Origin of the sequence: Geoalkalibacter ferrihydriticus DSM 17813 (assembly GCF_000820505.1) — a bacterium.
Taxonomy (GTDB): Bacteria; Desulfobacterota; Desulfuromonadia; order Desulfuromonadales; family Geoalkalibacteraceae; genus Geoalkalibacter; species Geoalkalibacter ferrihydriticus.
The window spans coordinates 572,627-596,399 of the sequence record NZ_JWJD01000002.1 but is presented as its reverse complement, the minus strand read 5'-3'; the positions used below and the strand labels follow the sequence as shown (position 1 = coordinate 596,399).

30 protein-coding genes are annotated in these 23,773 nt (G+C 57.1%); all 30 read left to right on the top strand.

Annotation, left to right across the window (positions count from 1 at the left end):
• The first annotated feature begins 3 nt into the window (after positions 1-3).
• The 30 genes from rplE (at position 4) to GFER_RS08775 (ending at position 23,705) form a co-directional block, all read left to right on the top strand.
• Positions 4-543, top strand: coding sequence for a 50S ribosomal protein L5 (rplE, locus tag GFER_RS08915; protein WP_040098481.1), 540 nt, complete (start codon positions 4-6; stop codon positions 541-543).
• Between the two features lie 24 nt (positions 544-567).
• Positions 568-753 carry a type Z 30S ribosomal protein S14 gene (locus GFER_RS18225; RefSeq protein WP_074669454.1) on the top strand — a complete coding sequence of 62 codons (186 nt, stop codon included), beginning with the start codon at positions 568-570 and terminating at the stop codon, positions 751-753.
• 19 nt (positions 754-772) lie between these two features.
• Positions 773-1,171 (top strand): 30S ribosomal protein S8, encoded by a 399-nt coding sequence (gene rpsH, locus GFER_RS08910; protein ID WP_040098479.1) that lies wholly within the window; start codon positions 773-775, stop codon positions 1,169-1,171.
• Positions 1,172-1,194: 23 nt separating this feature from the next.
• Positions 1,195-1,734, top strand: coding sequence for a 50S ribosomal protein L6 (gene rplF / locus GFER_RS08905; protein WP_040098478.1), 540 nt, complete (start codon positions 1,195-1,197; stop codon positions 1,732-1,734).
• A 41-nt stretch (positions 1,735-1,775) separates the two neighbouring features.
• Positions 1,776-2,144: a 50S ribosomal protein L18 gene (rplR, locus tag GFER_RS08900; RefSeq protein ID WP_040098477.1), complete on the top strand. Its 369-nt coding sequence runs from the start codon at positions 1,776-1,778 to the stop codon at positions 2,142-2,144.
• A 15-nt stretch (positions 2,145-2,159) separates the two neighbouring features.
• Positions 2,160-2,657, top strand: coding sequence for a 30S ribosomal protein S5 (rpsE, locus tag GFER_RS08895; RefSeq protein WP_040098475.1), 498 nt, complete (start codon positions 2,160-2,162; stop codon positions 2,655-2,657).
• A gap of 24 nt (positions 2,658-2,681) precedes the next feature.
• Positions 2,682-2,861, top strand: coding sequence for a 50S ribosomal protein L30 (rpmD, locus tag GFER_RS08890; RefSeq protein ID WP_040098472.1), 180 nt, complete (start codon positions 2,682-2,684; stop codon positions 2,859-2,861).
• Positions 2,862-2,878: 17 nt separating this feature from the next.
• Positions 2,879-3,319, top strand: a complete 441-nt coding sequence (rplO, locus tag GFER_RS08885; protein ID WP_040098470.1) for a 50S ribosomal protein L15 — start codon at positions 2,879-2,881, stop codon at positions 3,317-3,319.
• Between the two features lies 1 nt (position 3,320).
• Positions 3,321-4,631, top strand: a complete 1,311-nt coding sequence (secY, locus tag GFER_RS08880; protein ID WP_040098468.1) for a preprotein translocase subunit SecY — start codon at positions 3,321-3,323, stop codon at positions 4,629-4,631.
• Between the two features lie 19 nt (positions 4,632-4,650).
• Positions 4,651-5,295, top strand: coding sequence for an adenylate kinase (locus GFER_RS08875; protein WP_040098466.1), 645 nt, complete (start codon positions 4,651-4,653; stop codon positions 5,293-5,295).
• 4 nt (positions 5,296-5,299) lie between these two features.
• Positions 5,300-6,046: a type I methionyl aminopeptidase gene (gene map, locus GFER_RS08870; protein ID WP_040098464.1), complete on the top strand. Its 747-nt coding sequence runs from the start codon at positions 5,300-5,302 to the stop codon at positions 6,044-6,046.
• Between the two features lie 73 nt (positions 6,047-6,119).
• A complete protein-coding gene (gene rpmJ, locus GFER_RS08865; protein ID WP_040098462.1) occupies positions 6,120-6,233 on the top strand; it encodes a 50S ribosomal protein L36 in 114 nt (37 codons plus the stop codon).
• A gap of 21 nt (positions 6,234-6,254) precedes the next feature.
• Positions 6,255-6,623, top strand: a complete 369-nt coding sequence (gene rpsM / locus GFER_RS08860; protein ID WP_040098459.1) for a 30S ribosomal protein S13 — start codon at positions 6,255-6,257, stop codon at positions 6,621-6,623.
• 11 nt (positions 6,624-6,634) lie between these two features.
• Positions 6,635-7,030 (top strand): 30S ribosomal protein S11, encoded by a 396-nt coding sequence (gene rpsK / locus GFER_RS08855; protein ID WP_040098457.1) that lies wholly within the window; start codon positions 6,635-6,637, stop codon positions 7,028-7,030.
• Between the two features lie 20 nt (positions 7,031-7,050).
• Positions 7,051-7,680 (top strand): 30S ribosomal protein S4, encoded by a 630-nt coding sequence (rpsD, locus tag GFER_RS08850; protein WP_040098455.1) that lies wholly within the window; start codon positions 7,051-7,053, stop codon positions 7,678-7,680.
• Positions 7,681-7,725: 45 nt separating this feature from the next.
• Entirely contained in the window at positions 7,726-8,742 is a 1,017-nt protein-coding gene (locus GFER_RS08845) for a DNA-directed RNA polymerase subunit alpha (protein ID WP_040098452.1), read from the top strand.
• 35 nt (positions 8,743-8,777) lie between these two features.
• On the top strand, positions 8,778-9,275 hold the full coding sequence (rplQ, locus tag GFER_RS08840) for a 50S ribosomal protein L17 (RefSeq protein WP_040098450.1): 498 nt from the start codon (positions 8,778-8,780) through the stop codon (positions 9,273-9,275).
• 142 nt (positions 9,276-9,417) lie between these two features.
• Entirely contained in the window at positions 9,418-10,899 is a 1,482-nt protein-coding gene (trpE, locus tag GFER_RS08835; RefSeq protein WP_040098448.1) for an anthranilate synthase component I, read from the top strand.
• Position 10,900: 1 nt separating this feature from the next.
• Positions 10,901-11,467 (top strand): anthranilate synthase component II, encoded by a 567-nt coding sequence (locus GFER_RS08830; protein WP_040098446.1) that lies wholly within the window; start codon positions 10,901-10,903, stop codon positions 11,465-11,467.
• A 10-nt stretch (positions 11,468-11,477) separates the two neighbouring features.
• On the top strand, positions 11,478-12,551 hold the full coding sequence (gene trpD, locus GFER_RS08825) for an anthranilate phosphoribosyltransferase (RefSeq protein ID WP_040098444.1): 1,074 nt from the start codon (positions 11,478-11,480) through the stop codon (positions 12,549-12,551).
• Positions 12,548-13,327, top strand: coding sequence for an indole-3-glycerol phosphate synthase TrpC (gene trpC, locus GFER_RS08820; protein WP_040098442.1), 780 nt, complete (start codon positions 12,548-12,550; stop codon positions 13,325-13,327). Before trpD ends, trpC begins: the two co-directional genes overlap by 4 nt.
• Before the next feature lie 20 nt (positions 13,328-13,347).
• Positions 13,348-14,703, top strand: a complete 1,356-nt coding sequence (locus tag GFER_RS08815) for a TrpB-like pyridoxal phosphate-dependent enzyme (RefSeq protein ID WP_040098439.1) — start codon at positions 13,348-13,350, stop codon at positions 14,701-14,703.
• A 16-nt stretch (positions 14,704-14,719) separates the two neighbouring features.
• Positions 14,720-15,346: a phosphoribosylanthranilate isomerase gene (locus tag GFER_RS08810; protein ID WP_040098437.1), complete on the top strand. Its 627-nt coding sequence runs from the start codon at positions 14,720-14,722 to the stop codon at positions 15,344-15,346.
• Positions 15,347-15,398: 52 nt separating this feature from the next.
• Positions 15,399-16,595, top strand: coding sequence for a tryptophan synthase subunit beta (gene trpB, locus GFER_RS08805; protein ID WP_082047986.1), 1,197 nt, complete (start codon positions 15,399-15,401; stop codon positions 16,593-16,595).
• 27 nt (positions 16,596-16,622) lie between these two features.
• Complete coding sequence (locus tag GFER_RS08800; RefSeq protein WP_040098432.1) at positions 16,623-17,900, top strand: DEAD/DEAH box helicase; 1,278 nt, start codon at positions 16,623-16,625, stop codon at positions 17,898-17,900.
• A gap of 15 nt (positions 17,901-17,915) precedes the next feature.
• Positions 17,916-18,449, top strand: a complete 534-nt coding sequence (locus GFER_RS08795) for an SRPBCC family protein (RefSeq protein WP_040098429.1) — start codon at positions 17,916-17,918, stop codon at positions 18,447-18,449.
• A 104-nt stretch (positions 18,450-18,553) separates the two neighbouring features.
• Positions 18,554-19,357, top strand: coding sequence for a tryptophan synthase subunit alpha (gene trpA / locus GFER_RS08790; protein WP_040098427.1), 804 nt, complete (start codon positions 18,554-18,556; stop codon positions 19,355-19,357).
• A 122-nt stretch (positions 19,358-19,479) separates the two neighbouring features.
• Positions 19,480-20,328: an acetyl-CoA carboxylase, carboxyltransferase subunit beta gene (gene accD, locus GFER_RS08785; RefSeq protein ID WP_040098425.1), complete on the top strand. Its 849-nt coding sequence runs from the start codon at positions 19,480-19,482 to the stop codon at positions 20,326-20,328.
• Between the two features lie 3 nt (positions 20,329-20,331).
• A complete protein-coding gene (locus tag GFER_RS08780) occupies positions 20,332-21,603 on the top strand; it encodes a bifunctional folylpolyglutamate synthase/dihydrofolate synthase (RefSeq protein WP_040098422.1) in 1,272 nt (423 codons plus the stop codon).
• Positions 21,600-23,705: an LPS-assembly protein LptD gene (locus tag GFER_RS08775; protein WP_082047985.1), complete on the top strand. Its 2,106-nt coding sequence runs from the start codon at positions 21,600-21,602 to the stop codon at positions 23,703-23,705. The genes GFER_RS08780 and GFER_RS08775 overlap by 4 nt, the downstream gene beginning before the upstream one ends.
• The last annotated feature ends 68 nt before the right edge of the window (positions 23,706-23,773 follow it).

Here is a 23,773-nt window from a genome sequence, read left to right as displayed (position 1 = left end):
TCCATGGCCAGGCTGAAGGAACTGTTTAGTACAGAAATTGCCCCTAAATTGATGAAGGAATTCCAGTACCGCAGCGTCATGGAAGTTCCCCGCGTCGTTAAGGTGGTAATCAACATGGGACTCGGGGAAGCCATTCAAAACCCCAAGATCCTGGAATCGGCCGTGGAGGAACTCACCCGCATGGCCGGGCAGAAGGCGGTAATTACCCGGGCTAAAAACTCGATAGCCGGGTTCAAACTGCGCGAAGACATGCCCATCGGTTGTATGGTCACCCTGCGTCGCGAAAAAGCCTACGAGTTCCTCGATCGTCTCATCAACGTTGCCCTTCCCCGCGTGCGCGATTTCAAAGGCGTGTCGCCTAAAGCGTTCGACGGCAGGGGCAATTACACCCTCGGGATTCGTGAGCAGATCATTTTTCCCGAAATTGATATTGATAAAATCGCTAAAGTGAAAGGCCTCAACGTTACTATCGTGACGACGGCCCCCTCGGATGAAGAAGCGCGCCAGCTTCTCTTCGCGATGGGCATGCCTTTCAGGAAATAAGCTTTTCGACGATCGGAGGACGTTGTGGCCAAAAAATCTATGATGATCAAGGCCAGTAGGCCAAGTAAATTTAAAGTGCGCGACTACAACCGCTGTCCCCTTTGCGGCCGCCCGCGCGCTTACTATCGTAAGTTCAAGATGTGTCGTATTTGCCTGCGCAAGATGGCGTCCGAAGGGAAGATCCCCGGCGTTATCAAGTCCAGCTGGTAGGGCTTCAAGGAGCAATCTTATGTCAATGACCGATCCTATCGCAGATCTTCTGACCCGCATTCGCAATGCCGGGCGGGCCAGACATCCAAAACTTGATTTGCCTTCCTCCAACGTCAAGGTAGCTATTGCCAACACATTGAAGGAACTCGGGTATATTAAGAATTTCAAAGTCATGAGCGACGACAAGCAGGGTGTTCTTCGAATCTATCTCAAGTTTGATGAGAGCAACACCCATGTCATTCATGAAATTAAGCGTATCTCCACTCCCGGCCGTCGTGTTTATGTGGGCAATGAAGAGATTCCCCGTATAAAGAATGGCTTGGGCGCCGCTATCCTTTCTACGTCTCAGGGGGTTCTCAGCGATGTCGCTGCCCGCGAGGCCAGGGTCGGTGGCGAACTCATCTGTACTATCTGGTAGGGGAAATCAAGGAGTCGAATGCCATGTCACGGATTGGGAAACTGCCTGTCCAAATTCCGGCCGGAGTTAAAATCTCTCTGGACGGTTGCCTTATTAGTGTGCAGGGCCCCAAAGGGCGCCTGAGCCGGAATTTGCCGGCGGATGTCAATATAGCTGTCGAGGGCGAAGTCATTCAGGTTCAAGCTCTCAGCGCCGAGGGCAAGGATCGCTCCATGCAGGGGTTGACCCGTACCTTGATCGCCAATATGGTTGATGGTGTCACCAAGGGGTTCGAGCGGATTCTCGAAATTAATGGGGTGGGCTATCGCGCTGATGTGAAAGGCAATGTTCTTAATCTTGCCCTTGGTTACTCGCATCCCGTCGAATATAATCTTCCCGAGGGAATTTCGGCAGAAGTCGAGAAGCAAACCAAGATCACCGTACGCGGTGTGGATAAGGAGCTTGTCGGTGCGACGGCTGCAAAAATTCGTTCTTTCCGTGGCCCCGAACCTTATCGCGGCAAGGGCATTAAGTATGCCGAGGAGCACATTGTCCGCAAGGCCGGCAAGACCGGCAAGAAATAAGGGAACTTCATGCTCGACCTTTTGGTATAAGGAGACCGGTTGTGAACGTCGCACAGCAAAGAAGAAAGGCACGGCTTAAGCGCAAAGACCGTGTGCGTCGCAAGGTTGTCGGTGCGCCCGCGCGCCCGCGCCTTTGCATATTTCGCAGCGCCAAGCACATTTACGCCCAGATTATTGAAGATAATTCAGGGACCACCCTTGCGGCGGTGTCTACCCTCAATAAGGATCTGGTCGCAGGGCATGGCACCACGGGCAATGTTGAGGCTGCCAAGGCCATCGGTCGCGCCATCGCTGAGAAAGCTCTTGAGAAGGATATCAAGGAAGTGGTTTTTGACAGGAATGGTTTTCTCTATCACGGTCGCGTCAAAGCTTTGGCTGACAGTGCGAGGGAAGCTGGTCTTGTTTTTTAGAAAAGGAGAACGCCCTTGCAACGCATTGATGTGAACGAATTGAATCTTACCGACAAGGTTATCCATATCAACCGGAACGCCAAGGTGGTTAAAGGCGGACGGCGCTTTAGTTTTTCCGCGCTGGTGGTTGTCGGCGACGGCCAGGGCTATGTCGGTGTTGGCTTGGGCAAGGCCAAGGAGGTTCCCGAGGCTATCCGCAAAGGCGTCGAGCGCGCCAAGAAGGATCTGATCCGGGTGCCTATGGCAGAGGGGACGATTCCCTTCGATGTCCTCGGTAAGTTCGGCGCTGGAAAAGTTCTGCTCAAGCCTGCTTCCGCGGGTACCGGTGTTATTGCCGGTGGCGCTGCGCGTGCCATTCTTGAGGCCGCTGGGGTTGAGAACGTGCTTTCCAAGTGTCTTGGCTCCAACAACCCGCACAACGTGGTCAAGGCGACTATCAATGCGCTGTCTCAGCTCAAGAGCGCCGAGACGATTCTGGCGCGACGCGGCGTTGCTGTGGAAGAAACAGCCTGATAGGTCAGAGAGAGGGATTTTGCAATGTCCGGCGAATTGAAAATTACGCTTAAGCGTAGCGGTATCGGCCGCAACCAATATTTCACCCAAGTTCTGCACGGCCTGGGGCTGACCCGTCTTCACCAGACCGTCGTGCGCAAGGACACCCCGGAAATCCGCGGTATGGTCAGTAAAGTCTCCCACATGGTTGTGGTGGAAGAATAGCTTAAGGACATCTGGATATGAATCTGAGTGAATTGCGCCCCGCTTTGGGCTCGACGAAAGACCGAAAAAGAATTGGACGTGGACACGGATCCGGTACGGGGAAAACCTCCGGCAAGGGACATAAGGGGCAGAACGCCCGTTCCGGCGGCGGTGTAAAGGCAGGTTTTGAGGGTGGGCAGATGCCGCTTCAGAGACGCCTCCCCAAACGCGGCTTCACCCCCTTGAAAAAGAAAGTTTACTCTTTGGTAAACCTCGGCCAACTCGATGTTTTTGAGTCCGGCGCCGTGGTTGATGGCGAGGCTCTCATTCTGGCCGGGTTGATCAAGCGTGTCGGTGACGGCATCAAGGTTCTCGGCGAGGGTGAGTTGAGCAAATCCCTTACCATTAAGGCCCATAAATTCAGCAAGTCGGCCCTTGTCAAAATTGAGGGAGCCGGCGGCAAAGCCGAGGTGATCTAAATTGTTCGCGAGCCTGCAGAACATTTTCAGCATTCCAGAGTTACGGCGTAGAATCCTTTTTACTCTTGGAGTTCTTGTCGTTTATCGGATCGGGTGCCATATTCCCATCCCTGGGATCGACAGCCAGGTGTTGGCTGGGTTCTTTGAAGGAACCGAGGGGACTTTGCTTGGCTTGGTGAGTGCCTTCACCGGTGGGGCTTTGGAACGAATGACGGTCTTCGCCCTGGGGATCATGCCCTACATCAGCGCTTCGATTATTTTGCAGTTGCTGAAGGTGGTTTATGAGCCCATTGAGAAACTCTCTAAAGAGGGTGAGCAGGGTCAGAAAAAAATCACGCAATACACCCGGTACGGCACCATCGTTCTCTCAGTGATTCAGGGGACGGGGATCGCCATTGGTTTGCAAACTATGCGTGGCCCCGCCGGGGAGCTTGTGGTCTCTTATCCAGGTACCGGCTTTGTGCTTCTTACTGTGCTGACGCTGACTGCCGGCACGGCCTTTATCATGTGGCTGGGCGAGCAAATCACCGAGCGTGGAATCGGCAACGGCATTTCGCTGATCATCTTTGCCGGTATTGTCGCAATGATTCCTTCGGCTCTGGTCAATACCTTGCGTCTGCTGCGTACCGGCGCTCTTTCGCCCATGGCGATGATCTTTATCGCGGTGTTGATGGTGGCGGTGGTCTGGGCGATTGTTTTCATGGAGCGCGGACAGCGCCGAGTCCCTATTCACTATGCGCGACGTGTGGTCGGAATGCGCAACTATGGTGGTCAGACCAGTCACTTGCCGCTCAAGGTCAACATGGCCGGGGTTATTCCACCGATTTTCGCCAGTTCCATTATTATGTTCCCAGCCACTGTCGCAAGCTTGGTTGATCTTCCTTGGGTGCAGCGGATTGCATCGGTGATGAGTCCCGACCATATAATCTACAATATTTTTTATGTTGCATTTATTGTCTTCTTTTGCTATTTCTACACGGCTGTCACGTTTAACCCGGTCGATGTCGCCGAAAACGTGAAGAAGCAGGGTGGGTATGTCCCGGGGATTCGACCTGGCAAGGAGACATCTGATTTTCTTGACACCGTCTTGTCGCGACTTACATTTGCTGGCGCTATTTACGTCTCAGCGGTTTGCGTTTTGCCGACCATTCTGATCGGTCAGTTCAACGTTCCCTTCTTCTTTGGCGGAACGTCCCTGTTGATCGTTGTCGCCGTAGGTCTGGACACCGCCTCTCAAATCGAAGCCCACCTGGTCAGTCGCTCCTATGAGGGATTTATGAAGGGCGTCACGCTCAAGGGGCGCCAGGGTTAGGCTGTAAGGGGTTTTTGTTATGAAGCTGATTTTGCTTGGGCCGCCGGGAGCCGGCAAGGGTACTCAGGCCAAGATGCTGACTGAGCGGTTTGGGATTCCTCAAATTTCTACCGGTGATATTCTCAGGGCCGCGGTGGCTGCGGGCACGGATATGGGCCTTAAGGCCAAGGCGTTCATGGATCAGGGTGGGCTGGTTCCCGACGAGGTGGTCATTGGAATTGTTGGTGATCGTCTTCAGGAATCTGACTGTGATCCCGGGTTTATTCTGGATGGATTTCCGCGGACCGTGCCTCAGGCTGACGCTCTCGGTGAGGTTCTTTCGGAGTTGGGCAAGGATCTTGACGCGGTCGTCTCGCTCACGGTGGATGAGGAGATGCTCGTTGAGCGCTTGACCGGGCGGCGCACCTGTTCTGCTTGCGGTAAGGGCTTTCATGTCCGCTTTGATCCGCCTGGCACAGCTGGAATTTGTGACGTTTGCGGTGGCTCTCTGGTGCAGCGCGACGATGATCGGGAAGAGACTATCCGCCGGCGACTCAAGGTGTACCGTGAGCAGACGGCCCCTCTGATCGGTTATTATCGTGACAAGGGTTTGCTTCAGGAGGTTGACGGCATGGCCGGCATCGACGAGGTGCAGGGGCAGATTCTCGGTTTGGTGCGGAAATAGTGGCGTGATCGCCCTCAAGTCGCGGCACGAAATAGAGCGCATGAGGCGGGCCGGTAATGTCGTCGCCGAAATTCTCGCCCTGCTGCGAGAAAAGGTTCGGCCTGGTATGACCACGCTGGAGCTTGATGCGATTGCCGAAAATGAATGCACGAAAAGGAAGGCCCGCCCCGCATTCAAGGGGTATGGCGGTTTTCCTTTTACTATTTGCGCTTCTCCCAACGAAAAGGTTGTGCATGGTTTTCCAACCTCTGAGCCGTTGATCGAGGGAGACATTCTCAGTATTGATTTTGGCGTCGTTCTCGATGGGTTTTTTGGGGATGCTGCCGTCACGCTCCCCGTAGGACCGGTCGGCGCAGCCAAGGAGCGACTTTTGGCGACCACTGAGAAAGCGCTTAGTCTGGCGATAGACAAAGCGAATGCGGGGGGGCGGCTGTCTGACATTTCGCATGTCGTTCAGTCTTATGCCGAGGGTCAGGGTTTCAGCATTGTGCGTGAATTCGTTGGTCACGGTATTGGGCGCCAATTGCATGAGTCGCCACAGTTACCGAACTTCGGACCTCCAGGGCAGGGGCCTCGGTTAAAGGTCGGAATGACCTTTGCCATAGAGCCGATGATAAACGCCGGCGGCCCTGCGGTAAGGATTTTGTCTGACGGTTGGACCGCTGTGACGGTTGATGGATTTCCGTCGGCGCATTTTGAACATACCGTGGCGGTTACCGAGCACGGTGCAGAGGTTCTCACTCGTCTCTAGCCGGGGATTTTCCCGGGGGCGGCGAGTTTATGGAAAACGGTACGAAACCCTAGACAGAATAAGGATAGAGGAAATGAAAGTTCGAGCTTCGGTGAAGCGCATGTGCGACAAATGCAAGGTGATTCGGCGCCAAGGCATCATCCGCGTCATCTGCGAAAATCCCAAGCACAAACAGAGACAAGGTTAACAGGATCAGGAGGGTCGAGCATTGGCACGTATTGCTGGTATAGATTTGCCCCGCAACAAGCGGATGGAGGTCGCTCTGACCTACATTTTTGGGATTGGCAGAACACTTGCCAACGAAATTCTTTCCAAGGCCGGAGTCAGTCCTGATACCCGCTCCGATGACCTTGCTGAAACCGAGGTTGCCAAGATCCGCGAAATCATCGACCGCGAATGTCGGGTCGAGGGTGATCTGCGCCGTGAGGTGACCATGAATATCAAGCGCCTTATGGACCTTGGCTGTTATCGCGGTTTGCGCCATCGCCGGGGATTGCCCGTGCGTGGACAGAAGACCAAGACCAACGCCCGGACTCGCAAGGGACCCCGGAAGACGGTCGCGGGTAAGAAGAAATAATTGGAGGAACCATGGCTAAGCCGGGTAAAAAAACGGTTAAGAAAAAGCAGGAAAAGAAGAATATCGCCAAGGGTGTCGCGCATATTCAAGCCACCTTTAATAATACCATTGTGACCATCACCGACATGGCGGGTAACGTGGTCTCTTGGGCGACTGCCGGCGGTATGGGTTTCAAAGGATCGCGTAAAAGCACTCCTTTTGCCGCGCAGATGGCGGCTGAAACTGCCGCCAAGAAGGCACAGGAGCATGGTATGCGTTCTGTCGAGGTTTACGTCAAGGGCCCCGGTTCCGGCCGTGAGTCCGCTGTAAGGGCATTGCAAGCCGCTGGGTTCAGTGTTGCAATGATCAAGGATGTTACGCCCATTCCTCACAATGGGTGCCGTCCTCCCAAACGTAGAAGAGTTTAATCCCAGAAGGAGGAAGAACCTTGGCCAGATATACCGGTTCTGTCTGCCGCTTTTGCCGTAGAGAAGCGACGAAGCTGTTCCTTAAAGGGGACAGATGCCATACTGACAAATGCGCTGTTGAGCGCCGTAACTATGCTCCTGGTCAACATGGGCAGGGGCGGATAAAAGTGTCCAACTACGGTGTTCAGTTGCGTGAAAAACAAAAGTTGAAGAGGACTTATGGTCTTCTTGAAGGGCAATTCCGCTCAACCTTTGACAAGGCCGATCGCATGCGTGGGGTCACCGGTGAGAACCTGCTGGTCCTGCTCGAGCGCCGCCTTGACAGTGTTGTCTACCGTCTCGGGTTTGCCACTTCGCGTAATGAGGCCCGCCAACTGGTGCGGCACAATCACTTCTTGGTCAATGGCCATAAGGTGAACATTCCATCCTACCAGGTGCGTACCGGCGATGTCGTCGAGCTGCGGGAGAAAAGCAAGCAGGTCGTGCGCATCAATGAAGCTCTTGACGGTGTCATGCGCCGGGGCGTCCCTTCTTGGCTCGAACTGGATCGCGCTGCCTGCAAGGGCAGTCTGAAAGCGCTGCCGGTTCGTGAAGAGCTTACGACTCCTGAATTCCAGGAGAAGTTGGTTGTCGAGCTCTATTCCAAGTAATGGCCGTTTTCTTTTCCGGTCATAACCGTGCAAGGGAGGATTGGAATGTATAAAAACTGGAGAGACCTGATCCGGCCTAAGCGGCTGCAGGTCGAGTCGGACAGCCTCAGCGATTCTTACGGCAAGTTTACCGCTGAGCCGTTTGAGCGCGGGTTTGGTACGACCCTTGGAAACGCACTGCGCCGTGTGCTGCTGTCTTCATTGCAGGGGGCGGCGATCTCTTCCGTGCGCATCAAAGGCGTGCTCCATGAGTTTTCGTCCGCGCCCGGTGTGACGGAGGATGTTGCCGAGATCATTCTCAACCTCAAAGGTGTGCGTCTTCGTCTGCACGGCAACGAGCCGCGCAATGTGCGGATCGTCAAAAAAGGTGCGGGTGTCGTTACCGCCGGAGATATCATTACTGACTCCAATGTCGAAATCATGGACCCCGAGCATCACATCGCTACCTGTGGTGACGACGCTGATCTTGAAATCGATATGGTGGTCAGGATGGGCAAAGGCTATGTGCCCGCCGAGCGTAACCGTGATGAGAGAGCGCCGGTGGGTACCATTCCCATCGACTCGATTTTTACGCCGATCAAAAAGGTCAATTTTACAGTCAGCAACGCTCGTGTCGGCCAGATTACCGACTACGATAAGCTTGTCCTTGAGGTGCATACTGATGGGAGCGTGCGTCCTGATGATGCGGTGGCTTTCGCGGCCAAGATTCTCAAGGAGCAGCTTCAGCTCTTTATCAACTTCGAGGAGGGGCACGAACCCCTTGAAGAGCAGGTTGAAGAGGAAAGTAAAAAGATCAACGAAAATCTCTATCGTAGCGTCGATGAGCTTGAACTTTCTGTGCGTGCGGCCAACTGTCTGAAAAACGCCAACATCGAACTGATTGGTGACCTTGTTCAGAGAAGCGAGGCCGAAATGCTCAAAACCCAGAATTTCGGTCGTAAGTCGCTCAACGAAATTAAGGATATCCTCGCTGAGATGGGGCTGTCTCTGGGTATCAAGTTGGAAAATTTTCCTGACCCCGAGTATCTGCGCATGATTCAGAAGGGCGAAGAGGAAGATTGATTGAACCGCAACTAAGAAAGTGAGGATTTTGGGAAATGCGTCACAATAAAGCAGGAAGAACGCTGGGCAGAAATTCCAGCCATCGCCGAGCGATGCTGCGCAACATGGTGACCTCTTTGCTCGACCACGACCGGATCACCACGACGGACGCTCGCGCCAAAGAACTGCGTAAGCTGGCTGAAAAGATGATTACTCTCGGCAAGCGGGGTGATCTCCATTCCCGGCGTCAGGCTTTGCAGGTCATCCACGATAAAAAAGTCGTAGCAAAGCTTTTTGATCGCATCGGCCCTCGTTTTCAAGAGCGACCCGGTGGTTACACCCGCATCATCAAGTTGGGGGCGCGCGCTGGAGATAACGCAGCACTGGCCATCATCGAGTTGGTGGAAGAAGAATTCACTCCCCGGCCACGCAAAGCATCATCGCCGGTGAAAGCCGTTGCCGCTGCGCCTGCCGCGGAGGCTTCAACTGAGAGCCCTGCTGAGACCTTGGTGCCCGATGCCGAGGGTCAGCCTGAAGAAAAAAAAGACAATTAGTTTCAGACAATTATATGATCCAAAAAGGCAAGGGAGGTTCCCTTGCCTTTTTGCGTTGAGCGCAGTTCTGACTAGGGGCGGGGACGCTTGACGAAGCTTGGTTGCGCGTGATAGCCTTGTCCGATTTTTTCCAGGAGCTCTCATGTACCACCCCAGTCTCGAAGAATTCCGCGCTTTAACCCTTCAGGGCAACTTGGTTCCCATTTATCGCGAGATTTTTGCCGACATGGAAACTCCCGTGTCGGCTTTTCGCAAGATTGATGATGGAGACCATGCATTTTTGCTCGAAAGTGTCGAGGGTGGCGAAAAGTGGGCCCGCTATTCGTTCCTCGGCAGTGGCGGCGGGCGAATTTTTCGCTCCCGCGATAATCATTACGAAATTCTTGAAAACGGGCGGGTGGTTGAAGAGGCACCCTGCGCCGATCCTTTAGGGCGCATGCGCGAGTGGCTGGCGCCCTATAGCCCGGTGGAGCTGGCTGGTTTGCCGCCTTTTTGCGGCGGGGCAGTTGGGTTTCTCGGTTACGACATGGTGCGGTTTATCGAGGATCTTCCGGCTCTTCGCTCCCGTGAAATCGGCACCTACGACTGCTGTTTTTTGCTTACGGACGAACTGCTGATCTTTGACAACATGAGCCATAAGATCAAGGTGGTGGCCAATGTCAGTGTTCATCCAGGAGATGATATCGAAGCACTTTATCGGGCCGGTTGTGCGCGTATCGAGGCGTTAATCGAGCGCCTGCGCACGCCTTTTGCGCCCTCTTATCCAGATGGCGCGTTGCGCCCGCCTCTGGAGTTTTCTTCCAACTTCACGCAGGCTCAATTTATCAAGGCCGTCGAACGGTGCAAGGAATATGTGCGCGCCGGCGATATCATTCAGGTGGTTTTGTCGCAGCGGTTTTCGGGTGCCCTGGATGTGGATCCCTTTGATATCTATCGTGCCCTGCGTACCATTAATCCTTCTCCCTACATGTTTTACCTGCGTTTCGGTGAAACGCTCGTGGTCGGTGCTTCACCGGAAGTTCTGGTGCGCAAGGAGGGGGAGTCGGCCGAGGTGCGCCCGATTGCCGGAACCCGACCCCGCGGCTCGGATTTCGAGCAGGACCAGCGCCTGGCCGTGGATCTGATGGCCGATCCTAAAGAGCGTGCCGAGCATATAATGCTCGTTGACCTGGCGCGTAACGATCTCGGACGGGTTTGCCGCACCGGCAGTGTCGAGGTCAGCGAGTTCATGCAGATTGAGCGGTATTCGCACGTCATGCACATTGTCTCTAATGTGCGGGGCCGTTTGGAAGCTAACTGCGATGCTTTTGATGTGTTTCGGGCCGCCTTTCCCGCCGGCACCCTGAGTGGTGCCCCCAAAATCCGGGCGATGGAGATTATTGAGGAACTAGAATCCTGTCGCCGTGAAATTTATGGTGGCGCGGTCGGATATTTTTCTTTCTCCGGGAATATGGATATGGCCATTGCGATCCGCACTCTGGTGGTGCAGGATGGGCAGCTGCATTTGCAGGCTGGCGCCGGGATCGTGGCAGACTCTTGTCCCGAGGCGGAATACCAGGAAACCATCAACAAAGCTCAGGGAGTGATCAAGAGCATCGAAACCGCGCGGCAAGGACTGGACTGACATGTTGCTGATGATCGACAACTACGATTCGTTCACCTACAATCTGGTCCAGTATTTTCGCGAACTCGGCGAAGAGGTTGAGGTTTATCGCAACGACCGTATCAGCGTGGCCGACATTCTGCGTAAAAAGCCCCGACGCCTGGTAATCTCCCCTGGTCCCTGTACGCCCAACGAGGCGGGGATTTCCCTGGCAGCCGTCAAGGAACTGACCGGCCGAATTCCGCTATTGGGGGTTTGTCTCGGGCATCAATGCATCGGGCAGGCCCTGGGGGGACGAGTGGTGCGCGCTGCGCGCCTGATGCACGGCAAGACCAGTCCGGTCTTTCATGATGGATCGGGCCTGTTCGTCGGAATTTCCAACCCCTTTGAAGCCACGCGCTATCATAGCCTGATCGTCGAACGCGCGAGTCTTCCGGAATGTCTGCGGATTACAGCCTGGACCGACGAGAAAGAAATCATGGGGTTCGCACACCGGGAGTTGCCGCTGTGGGGCATCCAGTATCATCCTGAGTCTATTCTGACAGTTGAAGGGAAAAAACAGCTGCAGAATTTTCTGGAAATGACATGAGGGGAAACGCATGATCAAGAATGCAATTGCCCGTGTGGTGGAAGGCCAGAGCCTGAGCGAAGGCGAGATGGTTGAAGTCATGGGCGAGATCATGGGTGGCGAGGCGACACCGGCCCAAATTGCCGCCTTTATCACCGCCTTGCGCATGAAGGGTGAGACCATCGCTGAAATCACCGGCGCCGCGCGCGTGATGCGCGCGCATGCCACGCCGATTCGTGTTGCTGGGGTGGTCGATCTCGACCGCGACGATATCAACCTGGATCGAGAAAGCATCCTTGATACCTGCGGTACCGGCGGCAGCGGCACCAAAACCTTCAATGTCTCGACCACGGTGGCGCTGGTTGTCGCCGCCTGTGGAGTCAAGGTTGCCAAGCACGGAAATCGCAGTATCTCTTCTGCGTGCGGCAGTGCCGATGTGTTGGAAGCGCTCGGGGTGAATCTTGATGTGCCGGCACAGGTCGTGGAAAAGTGCATCAGTGAAATCGGGGTTGGTTTCCTTTTCGCCCCGGCGTTGCACGGCACCATGAAGCGCGCCATCGGGCCGCGTCGCGAAATCGGCATCCGCACCATTTTTAATATTCTCGGGCCGTTGACCAACCCCGCCGGTGCCAACCGGCAGGTTCTGGGGGTTTATCGGCAGGATCTCGTCGCGCCCCTGGCGCACGTTTTGGCCAACCTCGGCTGCCGGCGCGGCTTTATCGTGCATGGTGAGGACGGCATGGATGAGGTGACGTTGACCGGAGCCACTTTTGTTGCCGAGATCGATGGTGACCTTATTCGCGAGTATCGCGTCACACCTGAAGATTTTGCTTTGCAGCGCTGCGCCCTAAGCGAATTGCAGGGGGGAGATGCCGCGGTCAATGCCCGCATTGTACGCGCCATCCTCGCAGGCGATCCGGGACCGCGGCGCGACATCGTTCTGCTCAACGCGGCCTTTGCGTTAGTGGCAGCAGGCTGCGCCTCCGAGATGCGCCAGGCTCTCGACTTAGCGCGCCAAGCTATCGATAGCGGTGCCGCGCTTGAGCGTCTCAATGGTTTGGTGCGGTTGACCAGCGCCGTGCGCGAGGAAGGGACCCTGCCGTGATACTTCCTCGCATACTCGCGCGCAAGCACGAAGAGGTCGATGCCGCCCGGTCACAGGTTCCCCTGGCTGAGCTTGGTGCCCGCGTCGCCGATCTGGCACCCTGCCGCCCTTTTCGAGTGCGGCTTAAGGAATGTGCGGCCCGCGGCACGGCTGTGATTGCCGAAGTCAAAAAGGGCTCTCCCTCCAAGGGCGTCATTCGCGCCGATTTCGACCCCGTTGCCATTGCCGGGGCTTATGAACGCGGCGGCGCCGCCTGTTTGTCGGTTCTCACCGATCGCGACTTTTTCTTTGGCGAGCTTGCTTATCTTGGGATGATTCGCAATGCCGTGGCGCTGCCCCTGTTGCGCAAGGATTTTATCGTGGATGCCTACCAACTCCATGAAGCGCGGGTGGCCGGAGCTGATGCGGTGCTGCTTATCGCCGCCGCTCTTGACGGCGGTCAGCTTGCTGATTTTTCGTACCTGGCGGCGGAACTCGGCCTGGAGGTCCTGCTTGAGATCCACGATGAAGAGGAGCTGCGGCGGGCGCTGGAGACACCGGCGGCCCTTATCGGCGTCAACAATCGCAACCTTTCGACCTTTGTTACCGATTTGCGGATTTCCGAGCGACTTTTGCCGTTGATCCCGCCGCAGCGCTTGCGCGTGACGGAAAGCGGCATTCATGATCGCCTTGATATAGAGCGACTTAAAGACGCCGGCGCTGACGCCTTTCTCATCGGAGAAAGCCTGATGCGTGAGACGGATATCGAAGCCAAACTTAAGAGCCTGATCGACTGATTCTTTCTGGAGAGAATAGCGTGCAGACCAAAATCCTGCTCAATGACAATCAGATTCCCAAGCGGTGGTACAATGTCATCCCCGATATGCCCGGACAGATGGCTCCGGTCATTCATCCAAAGACCGGCAAACCGGCCGCTCCCGAGGATCTCTCGGCAATCTTTCCCATGGCTCTGATCGAGCAGGAAGTGAGCCGTGAGCGCTGGATCGATATCCCCGAAGATGTGCTCAAGGCCTATCAGTTGTGGCGCCCTTCACCTCTTTACCGTGCTCACCGCCTGGAGGCGGCGCTCAAAACGCCTGCCAAGATCTACTACAAAAACGAGGGGGTTTCCCCGGCGGGTTCGCACAAGCCTAATACCGCGATTCCGCAGGCCTGGTACAACAAACAGGCCGGAATTCGTCGCCTGGCCAGTGAAACAGGGGCCGGTCAGTGGGGATGTTCTCTGGCTCTGGCTGCGTCTTTTTTCGGCCTGGAGGTCACCGTTTATATGGTGCGGGTCAGTTGCGGGCAGAAACCCTATCGCAAAAGCCTGATGGAGGTCTGGGGGGCCAAGGTGATTCCCTCCCCCAGTTCGCTTACGGCGGTCGGCCGCCAAATTCTCGAGCAGACACCGGACACCCCCGGATCCTTGGGCATTGCCATCAGTGAAGCTGTGGAAGATGCCGCCAGTCACAAAGACACCAATTACGCTTTGGGCAGCGTGCTCAATCACGTCTGCCTGCATCAGAGCGTGATCGGTCTGGAGGCGATGGAGCAATTGCGGATGGTCGGAGACTATCCCGACGTGGTGTTCGGCGCCTGTGGCGGCGGCAGCAATTTTGCCGGCATCGCCTTTCCCTTCGTGCGCGACAAGGTTAACGGCAAGGACATTCGTCTGGTGGGGGTTGAGCCCGCCTCCTGTCCGACTTTGACTAAAGGCGTTTATGCTTTCGATTACGGGGACACGGCCAAGTTGACGCCCGTTACCAAGATGTACACCCTCGGCCATGACTTCGTGCCACCCGGTATTCATGCCGGCGGTCTACGTTATCACGGCCAGAGTGCCCTCGTCAGCCAGCTCTATCATGAAGGCATTATCGAGGCCATCGCCTATCCGCAAAATGCGTGTTTCGAGGCGGCGCTGCTGTTCGCCCGCACCGAAGGAATTGTTCCGGCGCCCGAATCGTCCCACGCGGTGCGCGCCGCGGTTGATGAAGCGATCAAGGCCCGTGAAGAGGGGCACGAACGGACCATTCTGTTTTGCCTCTCGGGGCACGGTCATTTTGATATGTCGGCCTATGATGCCTATCTGGCGGGGCAGCTTGAAGACTATGAGTATCCTGCCGAAAGCATCCGCGAATCCCTGGCGAATTTGCCGCGGGTAGAACTCTAGGTTTGCTGCTGTCGCAATGAGAGGGGTGCGCGTCAAAATCTGCGGTATCACCACCCTGAGCGATGCGCGGCATGCGGTTGCCTGTGGTGCTGATGCCCTGGGCTTCGTCTTTTACGCGGGGAGCCCGCGGTGCGTGACACCTGAGCAGGTTCGTCCCATAGTCTCCGCCCTGCCGCCCTTTGTCAGCGCGACCGGACTGTTCGTTAATGAATCACGCAAGCGCATTTTAGCCATCGCTGATTTTTGTCGTCTCGATGTGCTACAGTTGCACGGTGATGAAGCTCCCATGGATTGCCGGTTTGACGGACGACGCGTGATCAAGGCGCTGCGGGTGCGCGACGAATCGAGCCTGGCGCACGCTGCGGACTATCCGGTGGCAGCGCTGCTGCTCGATGCCTGGGTGGCCGGACACTACGGCGGGACCGGTGAAACCTTCAACTGGGAGCTGGCCGCGACGCAGGCGCGACTTCAGCCGGTGATCCTGGCCGGGGGGCTGACGCCTGAGAATGTGGCCGCTGCCGTTGAGGCGGTACAACCTTTTGCCGTCGATGTCTCGAGCGGAGTGGAATCCGCTCCCGGGCACAAGGATCCGCACCGGGTCGCCGCGTTTATCCGCAACGCCAAAGCCGTCGGCCTTGGATGAACCAACCCGTTCCGGCTTGCAGCCCGCCCCGGGCCCAGCCGAAAAAGGACGTATGATGACCAACCATCCCGACTCCCGCGGCCACTTTGGGCAATTCGGCGGGCGCTACGTTGCCGAAACGCTCATGCCGGCCCTGATCGAACTTGAGCAGGCCTACGCCGATGCCCGCAAGGATCCCGCCTTCGAAGCCGAGTTCACCGACTATCTCACCCACTACGTCGGACGTCCCTCGCCTCTGTATCTGGCCCGGCGGCTCTCCGAACACTATGGCGGCGCGCGCATCTACCTCAAGCGTGAAGATCTCAACCACACGGGCGCACACAAGATCAACAACACCGTGGGGCAGATACTTCTGGCCCGGCGCATGGGGAAAAAGCGGGTTATTGCCGAAACCGGCGCCGGACAGCATGGCGTGGCAACCGCCACCGTTGCCGCATTGTTCGGGCTTGAATGTGAAATATTCATGGGCAAGGAGGATATTCGCCGACAAGCCCAAAACGTTTTTCGCATGAAACTGTTGGGCGCCCGGGTCCACCCGGTGACCAGCGGCACGGCGACCCTCAAAGATGCCATGAATGAGGCTCTGCGCTACTGGGTCACCCATGTGCGCGACACCTTTTATGTTATTGGCACCGTCGCCGGACCTCATCCCTACCCGCAAATGGTGCGCGACTTCCAGGCGGTCATTGGGAGTGAAACCCGCGCGCAGATACTTGAGGCCGTGGGCCGCCTGCCCGATGTGGCACTGGCCTGCATCGGTGGCGGCTCGAATGCCATAGGGATGTTTCACCCTTTTCTGGCTGACACCGCTGTACGTCTGGTCGGCGTCGAAGCGGCCGGCTTGGGGATCGGCAGCGGTAAACACGCCGCCTCCATCAGCGCCGGACAGGTCGGCGTGCTCCACGGCAACAAAACCTTTCTGTTGCAGGACGAGGCTGGACAGATTCTCAACGCGCACTCTATTTCCGCCGGCCTCGACTATCCCGGGGTCGGCCCCGAGCATGCCTTTCTTCATGAAATCAAGCGCGCCGAATATGTCGCGGTGACGGATGATGAAGCCCTTGAAGCTTTTCAAATGATGACGCGCCTGGAAGGGATCATTCCCGCCCTGGAAAGTGCGCATGCCCTGGCGCATGTGGCCAAGCTCGCGCCGACTCTGCCGCGCGAAGCGATCATTGCCGTCTGCCTTTCGGGGCGCGGAGACAAGGACATGCAAACCGTCGCCGAGGCCATCGGCGTCGAGTTGTAAACGCAAGAATTGACAGACAGGACTTTCATGAAATTTACCGAGCTCAATTTGCCGCCGGAAGTACTTAAGGGCATCGAGACGGTGGGCTTTACCGACCTTACCCAAGTTCAGGAAGAGTCGATCCCTCTGGCCCTGGCGGGCCATGACGTTACCGGCCAGGCACAGACCGGCACCGGCAAAACGGCCGCCTTTCTTATCTCGCTGTTTACCCGCATGCTGCGCAATCCCCGCGAGACAGGCAGCAATCCCCGCGCGCTGATTCTGGCGCCGACTCGTGAACTGGTGGCGCAGATCTGTGAAGACGCCAAGGGATTGGGTGCCTTTGTCCCCTTTAAGGTGCAGCCCATCTTCGGGGGCATCGACTATCAGAAGCAGCGCGATGCCCTGCGCGGCGGCGTCGATGTCATCGTGGCCACCCCGGGACGGCTCATTGACTATGCCAAGCAGAAGGTCTTCAGCTTTGGGCGCATTGAATTTCTGGTCATCGACGAAGCCGATCGTATGTTCGATATGGGCTTTATCCGTGACCTGCGCTTTATTCTGCGTCGTCTGCCGTCCTTCGACCAGCGCCAGACCATGCTGTTTTCCGCCACCTTGTCGCACCGGGTGCGCGAACTCGCTTATGAATTCATGAACGTCGCTGAGCGCGTCGAGGTTGAGCCCGAGCAGATGACCGCCGAGCGGGTGGAGCAGATTTTGTTCCATGTTTCCCGCAGGGAGAAATTTCCTTTATTGCTTGGGCTGCTTGCCAAGGAGGAGGACGCCAATCGCGTGCTGGTTTTCGTCAACACCAAACGCGAGGCGGAACATCTTACCGAGCGATTGCGAGCCAACGATTTTCGTGCCGCGGTGATTTCCGGCGACATCCCGCAACTCAAGCGCATGCGCATTCTGAACGAATTCAAAAATGGCCTGTTGCGTTTTCTGGTGGCCACCGACGTGGCCTCTCGCGGGATTCACGTGGACGATGTCACCCATGTGATCAACTACGATCTGCCACAGGACCCCGAGGACTACGTGCATCGCATCGGCAGGACCGCCCGCGCCGGCGCGGCGGGTAAAGCCATCTCTTTGGCGGACGAGGAGCTCGTGCTGCATCTTGGCGATATCGAGGAATATCTCGGCCGCCGGATTCCTAGTGCGGTTCCCGGCGAGGATGATTTTCTCTGGAATTATAAGCGTCCTCATCCCCGCAAAAAGGCACCGGTTCCGGAAAAATCGGTTGCGCCTGGCGAGCGCAAACGTCCGCCGCGCCGTCGCCGCACGCGCCCCAAACCTTCGGGCGGAGATGCGGGATCATCCTGACGGCAGGGGCAGTAAATGTTGAAGAAAATTCTGGTGTGCTCCGCGCTGCTACTGGTGGCGTTTGTCGTCATGATGACCGTCACAGGGCAGACCGAATTCACGCGCGAGGATGAGGTGCTGCTGGCCACTTCACCCGCCGAGGTGTGGACCGTTTTGTCCGCGGTTGAGCAGTGGCCACAATGGTGGCCCGGGTTCGAAGCAGCCAAAGTCACCCCGGCATTGCAGCCCGGTGCGCGCCTGGATCTCTCCCTCAAGGGTGATCCGGGAAGTAAGCCCGCCATCGTTGAAACGGTGGTGCCCGGGCGCAAACTGAGTTGGGTGCGTGACGGCATACTCGGCAGTACCACCCATACCAGCCTGCGACTATCCGGGGCGACAGGGGGCACCGTTTTTGTCATGCAGAGCCGGATCCGCGGTCCGCAGGCCTTTTTGGCGCGTATCACCTCGCAGGAGCGGTTTTCCGGCTATCACCAGGCGGTGCTTAAATCATTGCAGTTGCGTCTAGGGGCAGCCCCCGATACTCTAAGGCTGCCCGCCGGGGATGCCTGATCGTTTATGAGGAGCCGACCCGGCCCCGAGCTGTACAAGACGCTTGCAAAGAACGACGAATTTTTCTATAAACAGGGCAACATTTATTTGCCCTAAGGACTGACATGGGCCGTATCGCACAAACATTTGAACGACTCAAAGCTGCCGGGGAAGTCGGGTTGATCCCCTTCATTACCGCAGGCGACCCCGATCTGCAGATCACGGAGAAGCTTCTGTTGACCTTGGCTGATGCGGGGGCCGATATTGTCGAGTTGGGAGTACCTTTTTCCGATCCCATGGCCGATGGTCCCACTATTCAATTGGCCAGCGAACGCGCCCTTTCTGCCGGCACGACTTTGCAGGGCATTCTCGATATGGTGTCGCGGGTACGGAACCGGATCCGGATCCCGGTGGTGCTCATGGGATATTTCAACCCGGTATTTCGATTCGGCTGCGAGCGTTTCGCTCATGCAGCCGCCGGCGCCGGGGTCGATGGGGTGTTGCTGGTTGACCTGCCGGCGGAGCAACGCGACGAGATTCACCCTTATCTGCGTAGCGCGGGCGTCGATTTCATCCAGCTCATCGCGCCGACCACGCCCCCGGCCCGCCTGGCGACATTGGCCGCGCAGGGTGAGGGCTTTCTTTACTTTGTTTCCATGACCGGTGTCACCGGTGCGCAACAGGCCGATCCCCAGGCCATTGCACCCCTTGTCGAGCATCTGCGCACCCTCAGCCCGGTGCCGGTGGCCGTGGGGTTCGGCATCAATACCCCGGCCGCGGCGGCGGCTGTCGGCCAATCTGCCGACGCGGTGGTGGTCGGCAGTGCTCTGGTCAAGGTCATCGCCGAATATTCCACGTCACCCGACCTGTATGAGCGGGTCGACACCTTTGTGCGTACACTCAAACAGGCTCTACCTGTACGGGGTTGATTTCTTGTCGAACCGGATCATTGCGGCCGGTTCGCTTTCTGGTATCCTGTCCGTTGTTTGCGGCGGACGGGGAATTTTGCTTTTCACCTAAAAGCCATTGCGCTGCTGGCGAGGATACATTCATGGCCTGGTTTTTGAAAAAAAAGGCGCCGATTGCGCCCGTGGAGCAGAAGCAGGTGCAGATGCCCGAAGGGGTCTGGACCAAATGCAAAAACTGCAACGAAATCATTTACAGTAAGGAAATCGAGCGCAACCACAACGTCTGTCCCAAGTGTGATTACCATTTTCGTATCAGTGCCCGCGAGCGCATCGAATTGGTCTTGGATACCGACTCTTTTGTTGAGATCGACGCCGGCATGCATTCGGTTGATTTTCTTGAATTCAAGGACAGCAAAAAATACAAGGATCGTATCAAGTCGACCATGAAGAAAACCGCCATGGGTGATGCCATCGTCTGTGGCGGCGGCACCATTGACGGACTTCCGGTGGTGGTGGCGGTCTTTGATTTCGGCTTCATGGGTGGCAGCATGGGCTCGGTGGTGGGAGAAAAGATCACGCGGGCCATCGAAAAAGGACTCGAAGAGCGCCGCCCGGTGCTGATTTTTTCTTCCTCGGGCGGGGCGCGCATGCAGGAAAGCATTTTGTCCCTGATGCAGATGGCCAAAACCAGCGCCGCACTGGCCAAGCTCAAGGCCGCCGGTCTGCCCTTTATCTCTGTTTTGACCGATCCGACCACTGGCGGGGTGACGGCGAGTTTTGCCATGTTAGGCGATCTCAATATTGCCGAGCCGCGTGCTCTGATTGGATTTGCCGGCCCGCGCGTCATTGAGCAGACCATTCGCCAGACCTTGCCGGAGGGCTTTCAGCGCTCCGAATATCTGCTCGAACACGGCATGATCGACATGATTGTGCGCCGCCAGGAGATGAAGGCGCGCCTGTCCCAGGTTTTGCGCATCTTGACCAAGAGCTGAGCGGTGCCTTTTCGCGAAACTCTTGACTACCTCTACGGTCTGCAGCGTTTCGGTATCAAACTCGGATTGACCAACGTCCTGCGGCTGCTGGAGCGTCTCGGTCATCCCGAGAAATGCTGTCCGGTCATCCATGTGGCCGGGACCAATGGCAAGGGCTCGGTTTGCGCCGGCCTCACCCGAATTTTGGGCGAGGCCGGTTTTCGCGTCGGCCTTTACACTTCCCCGCATCTGCACTCCTTCACCGAGCGGATTCGCATCAACGATCACTGCATCAACGAAGCCGAGGTGGTACGTCTTACGGAGCTGTTGCGCGAACGCGCCGCCGGTATTCCGCTGACTTTTTTTGAATTTACCACGGCTCTGGCCCTGTATTATTTTCGCGAGCAGCAAGTCGATTGCATGGTGTTGGAAGTCGGCATGGGCGGAAGGCTCGACGCGACCAACGTGGTGCAGCCGCAGGTGGCGGTGATAACACCGGTCTCCGAGGACCATGCCGAGCACCTGGGTGCAGATCTTGCGACGATTGCCGCCGAAAAGGGCGGAATCATCAAGGCAGGTGCGGCTTTGGTTGTCGCTCGTCAGGAGCCCGAAGCCCTTGCCGCACTGCAGAGACTGGCCCACCAGGCTGGCGCGCCGTTGCGCCTGGCGGGGAGGGATTTTTACGCCATCATGCACGGCGAACATTTTGATTATCGCGGGCAACGGCTCAAGCTTGAAGGGTTGCGCCCGAGCCTGGCCGGGGCCCATCAGCGTGATAATCTTACGCTGGCGCTGGCGGTCGCCGAGGTGCTTCAGGAACAAGGCTGGAACTTGTCCGAAACAGCCCTGCGCCGCGGCGTGGAAACTCTGACCTGGCCTGGTCGCCTGGAGCGTTGGCAGTCAAGCCCTGCAGTACTTCTCGATGGCGCCCATAATGCCGCCGGAGCGGGAGTCCTCGCCGCTTATCTGCAAGGGCAGGGGCTGAGCGGTCTGCCTTGGGTGGTGGGACTGAGCGGCGTACGTCGTCCCGCAAATATTTGCGCCCCTTTGCTGCCCCTCATGGCTGAGGCCTACATTGCCGAGCCGGGGGCTGACAAAGCTGTTCCGGCAGAAGATATCGCCGCATACCTCGGCAGTCAGGGACGCATTTCGCGTATCTGCCCATCGCCCTCGGCGGCTTTGCGTCAGGCATTGGCCGACTGGCCACAGGCGCCCTTGGTGGTGGTGGCGGGCTCGCTTTACCTGGTGGCCGAGGTGCGTGAGTGGCTCATGGCCCAGGCCGAGGTGCCGCAATGATGGGACGAGGTGTACGATGCTTTCCGCCGGCCGGGTTGCTATTTTTGCTTTTGCTGCTGGTGCCGGTGAGCAGTGGCGCCGATGACCTCGGCCCGGTATCGCGCCAGGGTGCGCAGCCGGTGGAGATCGAGGCCGATTATCTCAGTAGCGATCGTCAGACCGGACTCTTTCTGGCGCGTGGTAATGTGCGCATCCGGCAGGGCGACTTGACTTTGCTGGCAGACGAAGTCCAGTGGCATCCTCAAAGCGGCGAAGCTCGGGCGCCGGGAACGGTCTCCGTGATTGATGCCGAAGGCACTTTGCGCGGTGAGGATCTGGTGCTCAATCTGGAGACCGGGCAAGGGCGCATGGCCCAGGGGCGTTTTTTTCTGGCCGAGCAAAATCTTTACGTCACCGGAGAGGGGATTGAGCGGCTTAGTGCCCAGCAATATCGTCTCGCGCGAGGCACCTTCACGACCTGCGACGGAGAACGACCCGACTGGCAGTTCAGCGCACGGGATCTGGAGGTCAACCTGGGCCGTATCGCCAAGGGCCGCCATGCCAGATTCTATCTCAAGGATCTGCCGGTTCTCTACGTTCCTTTTTTTTTCTATCCGGCCAAAACCGAGCGCGAATCGGGTTTTCTCATGCCCCGCTATGGCTATTCCGACCGTCGCGGCTGGGAGGTCTCCCTGGCCTACTATCAAGTCATCGCGCCCAACCAGGATGCCACCCTCCATCTGGATTATCTCACCGAATTGGGCATCGGTAAGGGGCTGGAATACCGTTATATTTTTGCCGATCATGAAGGCGAGGCGATGCTTTATCACATCAGCGGCATCAATGATCAGGGTGACGCCTATGCCGTTGATTGGCGCAACGTCGGAGAGTTGCCCGGGGCATTGCGGCTTGGGGCCGATGTGGAATATGTCAGTGACCGCGACTATCTTCAGACCTTCGGCGAAGCCGCCGGAGAATACAATCGGGATAAGACGGAATCCAAAATCTTTGTCAGCCGTTCCTGGGACAAGTATACCCTCGGCGGCCAGCTTAAATACTTGAAGAACCTTGATCAACCCACCGGCACTACGCTACAGCGTCTGCCCGAAGTGCGTTTTTCCGCCATTCCCCGCCGCCTGGCCGAGTCGCCTTTGTTTTTCGGTTTTGACGGAAGCTACGACCACTTCTGGCGCCGTGCGGGCGACAAGGGTCAACGTTTGAGCCTGCGGCCAACCCTCGCCGCTCCTTTTCAGGTCGGAGTGCTTGAAGTCACCCCCGAGCTAGCCTTTCGTCAGCGGTTCTATTCCGCTTCCGGCGCCGAAGATGATTTTTCGCAAAAAGGCATGGTCGAATTTTCAACCCGTCTTTCCTCTACCTTTGCCCGGGTATTCTCCCTGCAGGGGCGGCGGATTTCCCGTATTCAACACCTCATTGGTCCTGACGCAACGCATTCTTATACCCCGCGCGGCGATGAGTCGCGCTTGCCGCAGTTCGACGCCGAGGACCGTATCGGCGGCCTGCATCGTGTTTCTTACGGTCTCACCAACCGCCTGACAGCGCGCATCGAACCACCAGACGGACCGGCACATTATCACGAATTCTTATATTTTCGCCTCTCGCAGCAATACGACATCCGTGAGTCTCCTGCCGACCCTCTCAACCCACGCGATAACCTGCGGCCCTTCTCCGATCTGCGTGCGGAACTGCTGTTACGTCCAACCCGTTGGGGGTATCTGGATATTGACAGTCGTTACGATTTTCAGACCGCTGAAAGCAAGGGCATGGGTTTTGCCACCTTGAGCGTTGATGCCGGGGTTGATGACGAGCGCGGAAATGGTGCCGCGCTTGGTTATCATTATCTGCGCGAGGATCTGGACTATCTGGAGGCGCGCCTGCGTACCGCCATTCTGCATCCCGTGCATGCCGATCTTCTCTATCGCCATGATTTGCGCTCCGCAACAACCCTGGAAACGGTTCTCGATCTCGAATATCGCTCTCAATGCTGGAGTCTTTTCCTGACCCTGAGCGATCGTCCCGATGAAACGCGCTACCTGATCTCCTTTGCCCTCACCGGTGTCGGGCGGGTCGGAAAATTCGGGGGATCCCTCGCTCGCGCCGATTGACGGACTGGGCAAGGCCACAAAACATCGTTGACCCTGTTTCCTCTGCTGTGCTAATTCTATGCCTCGGG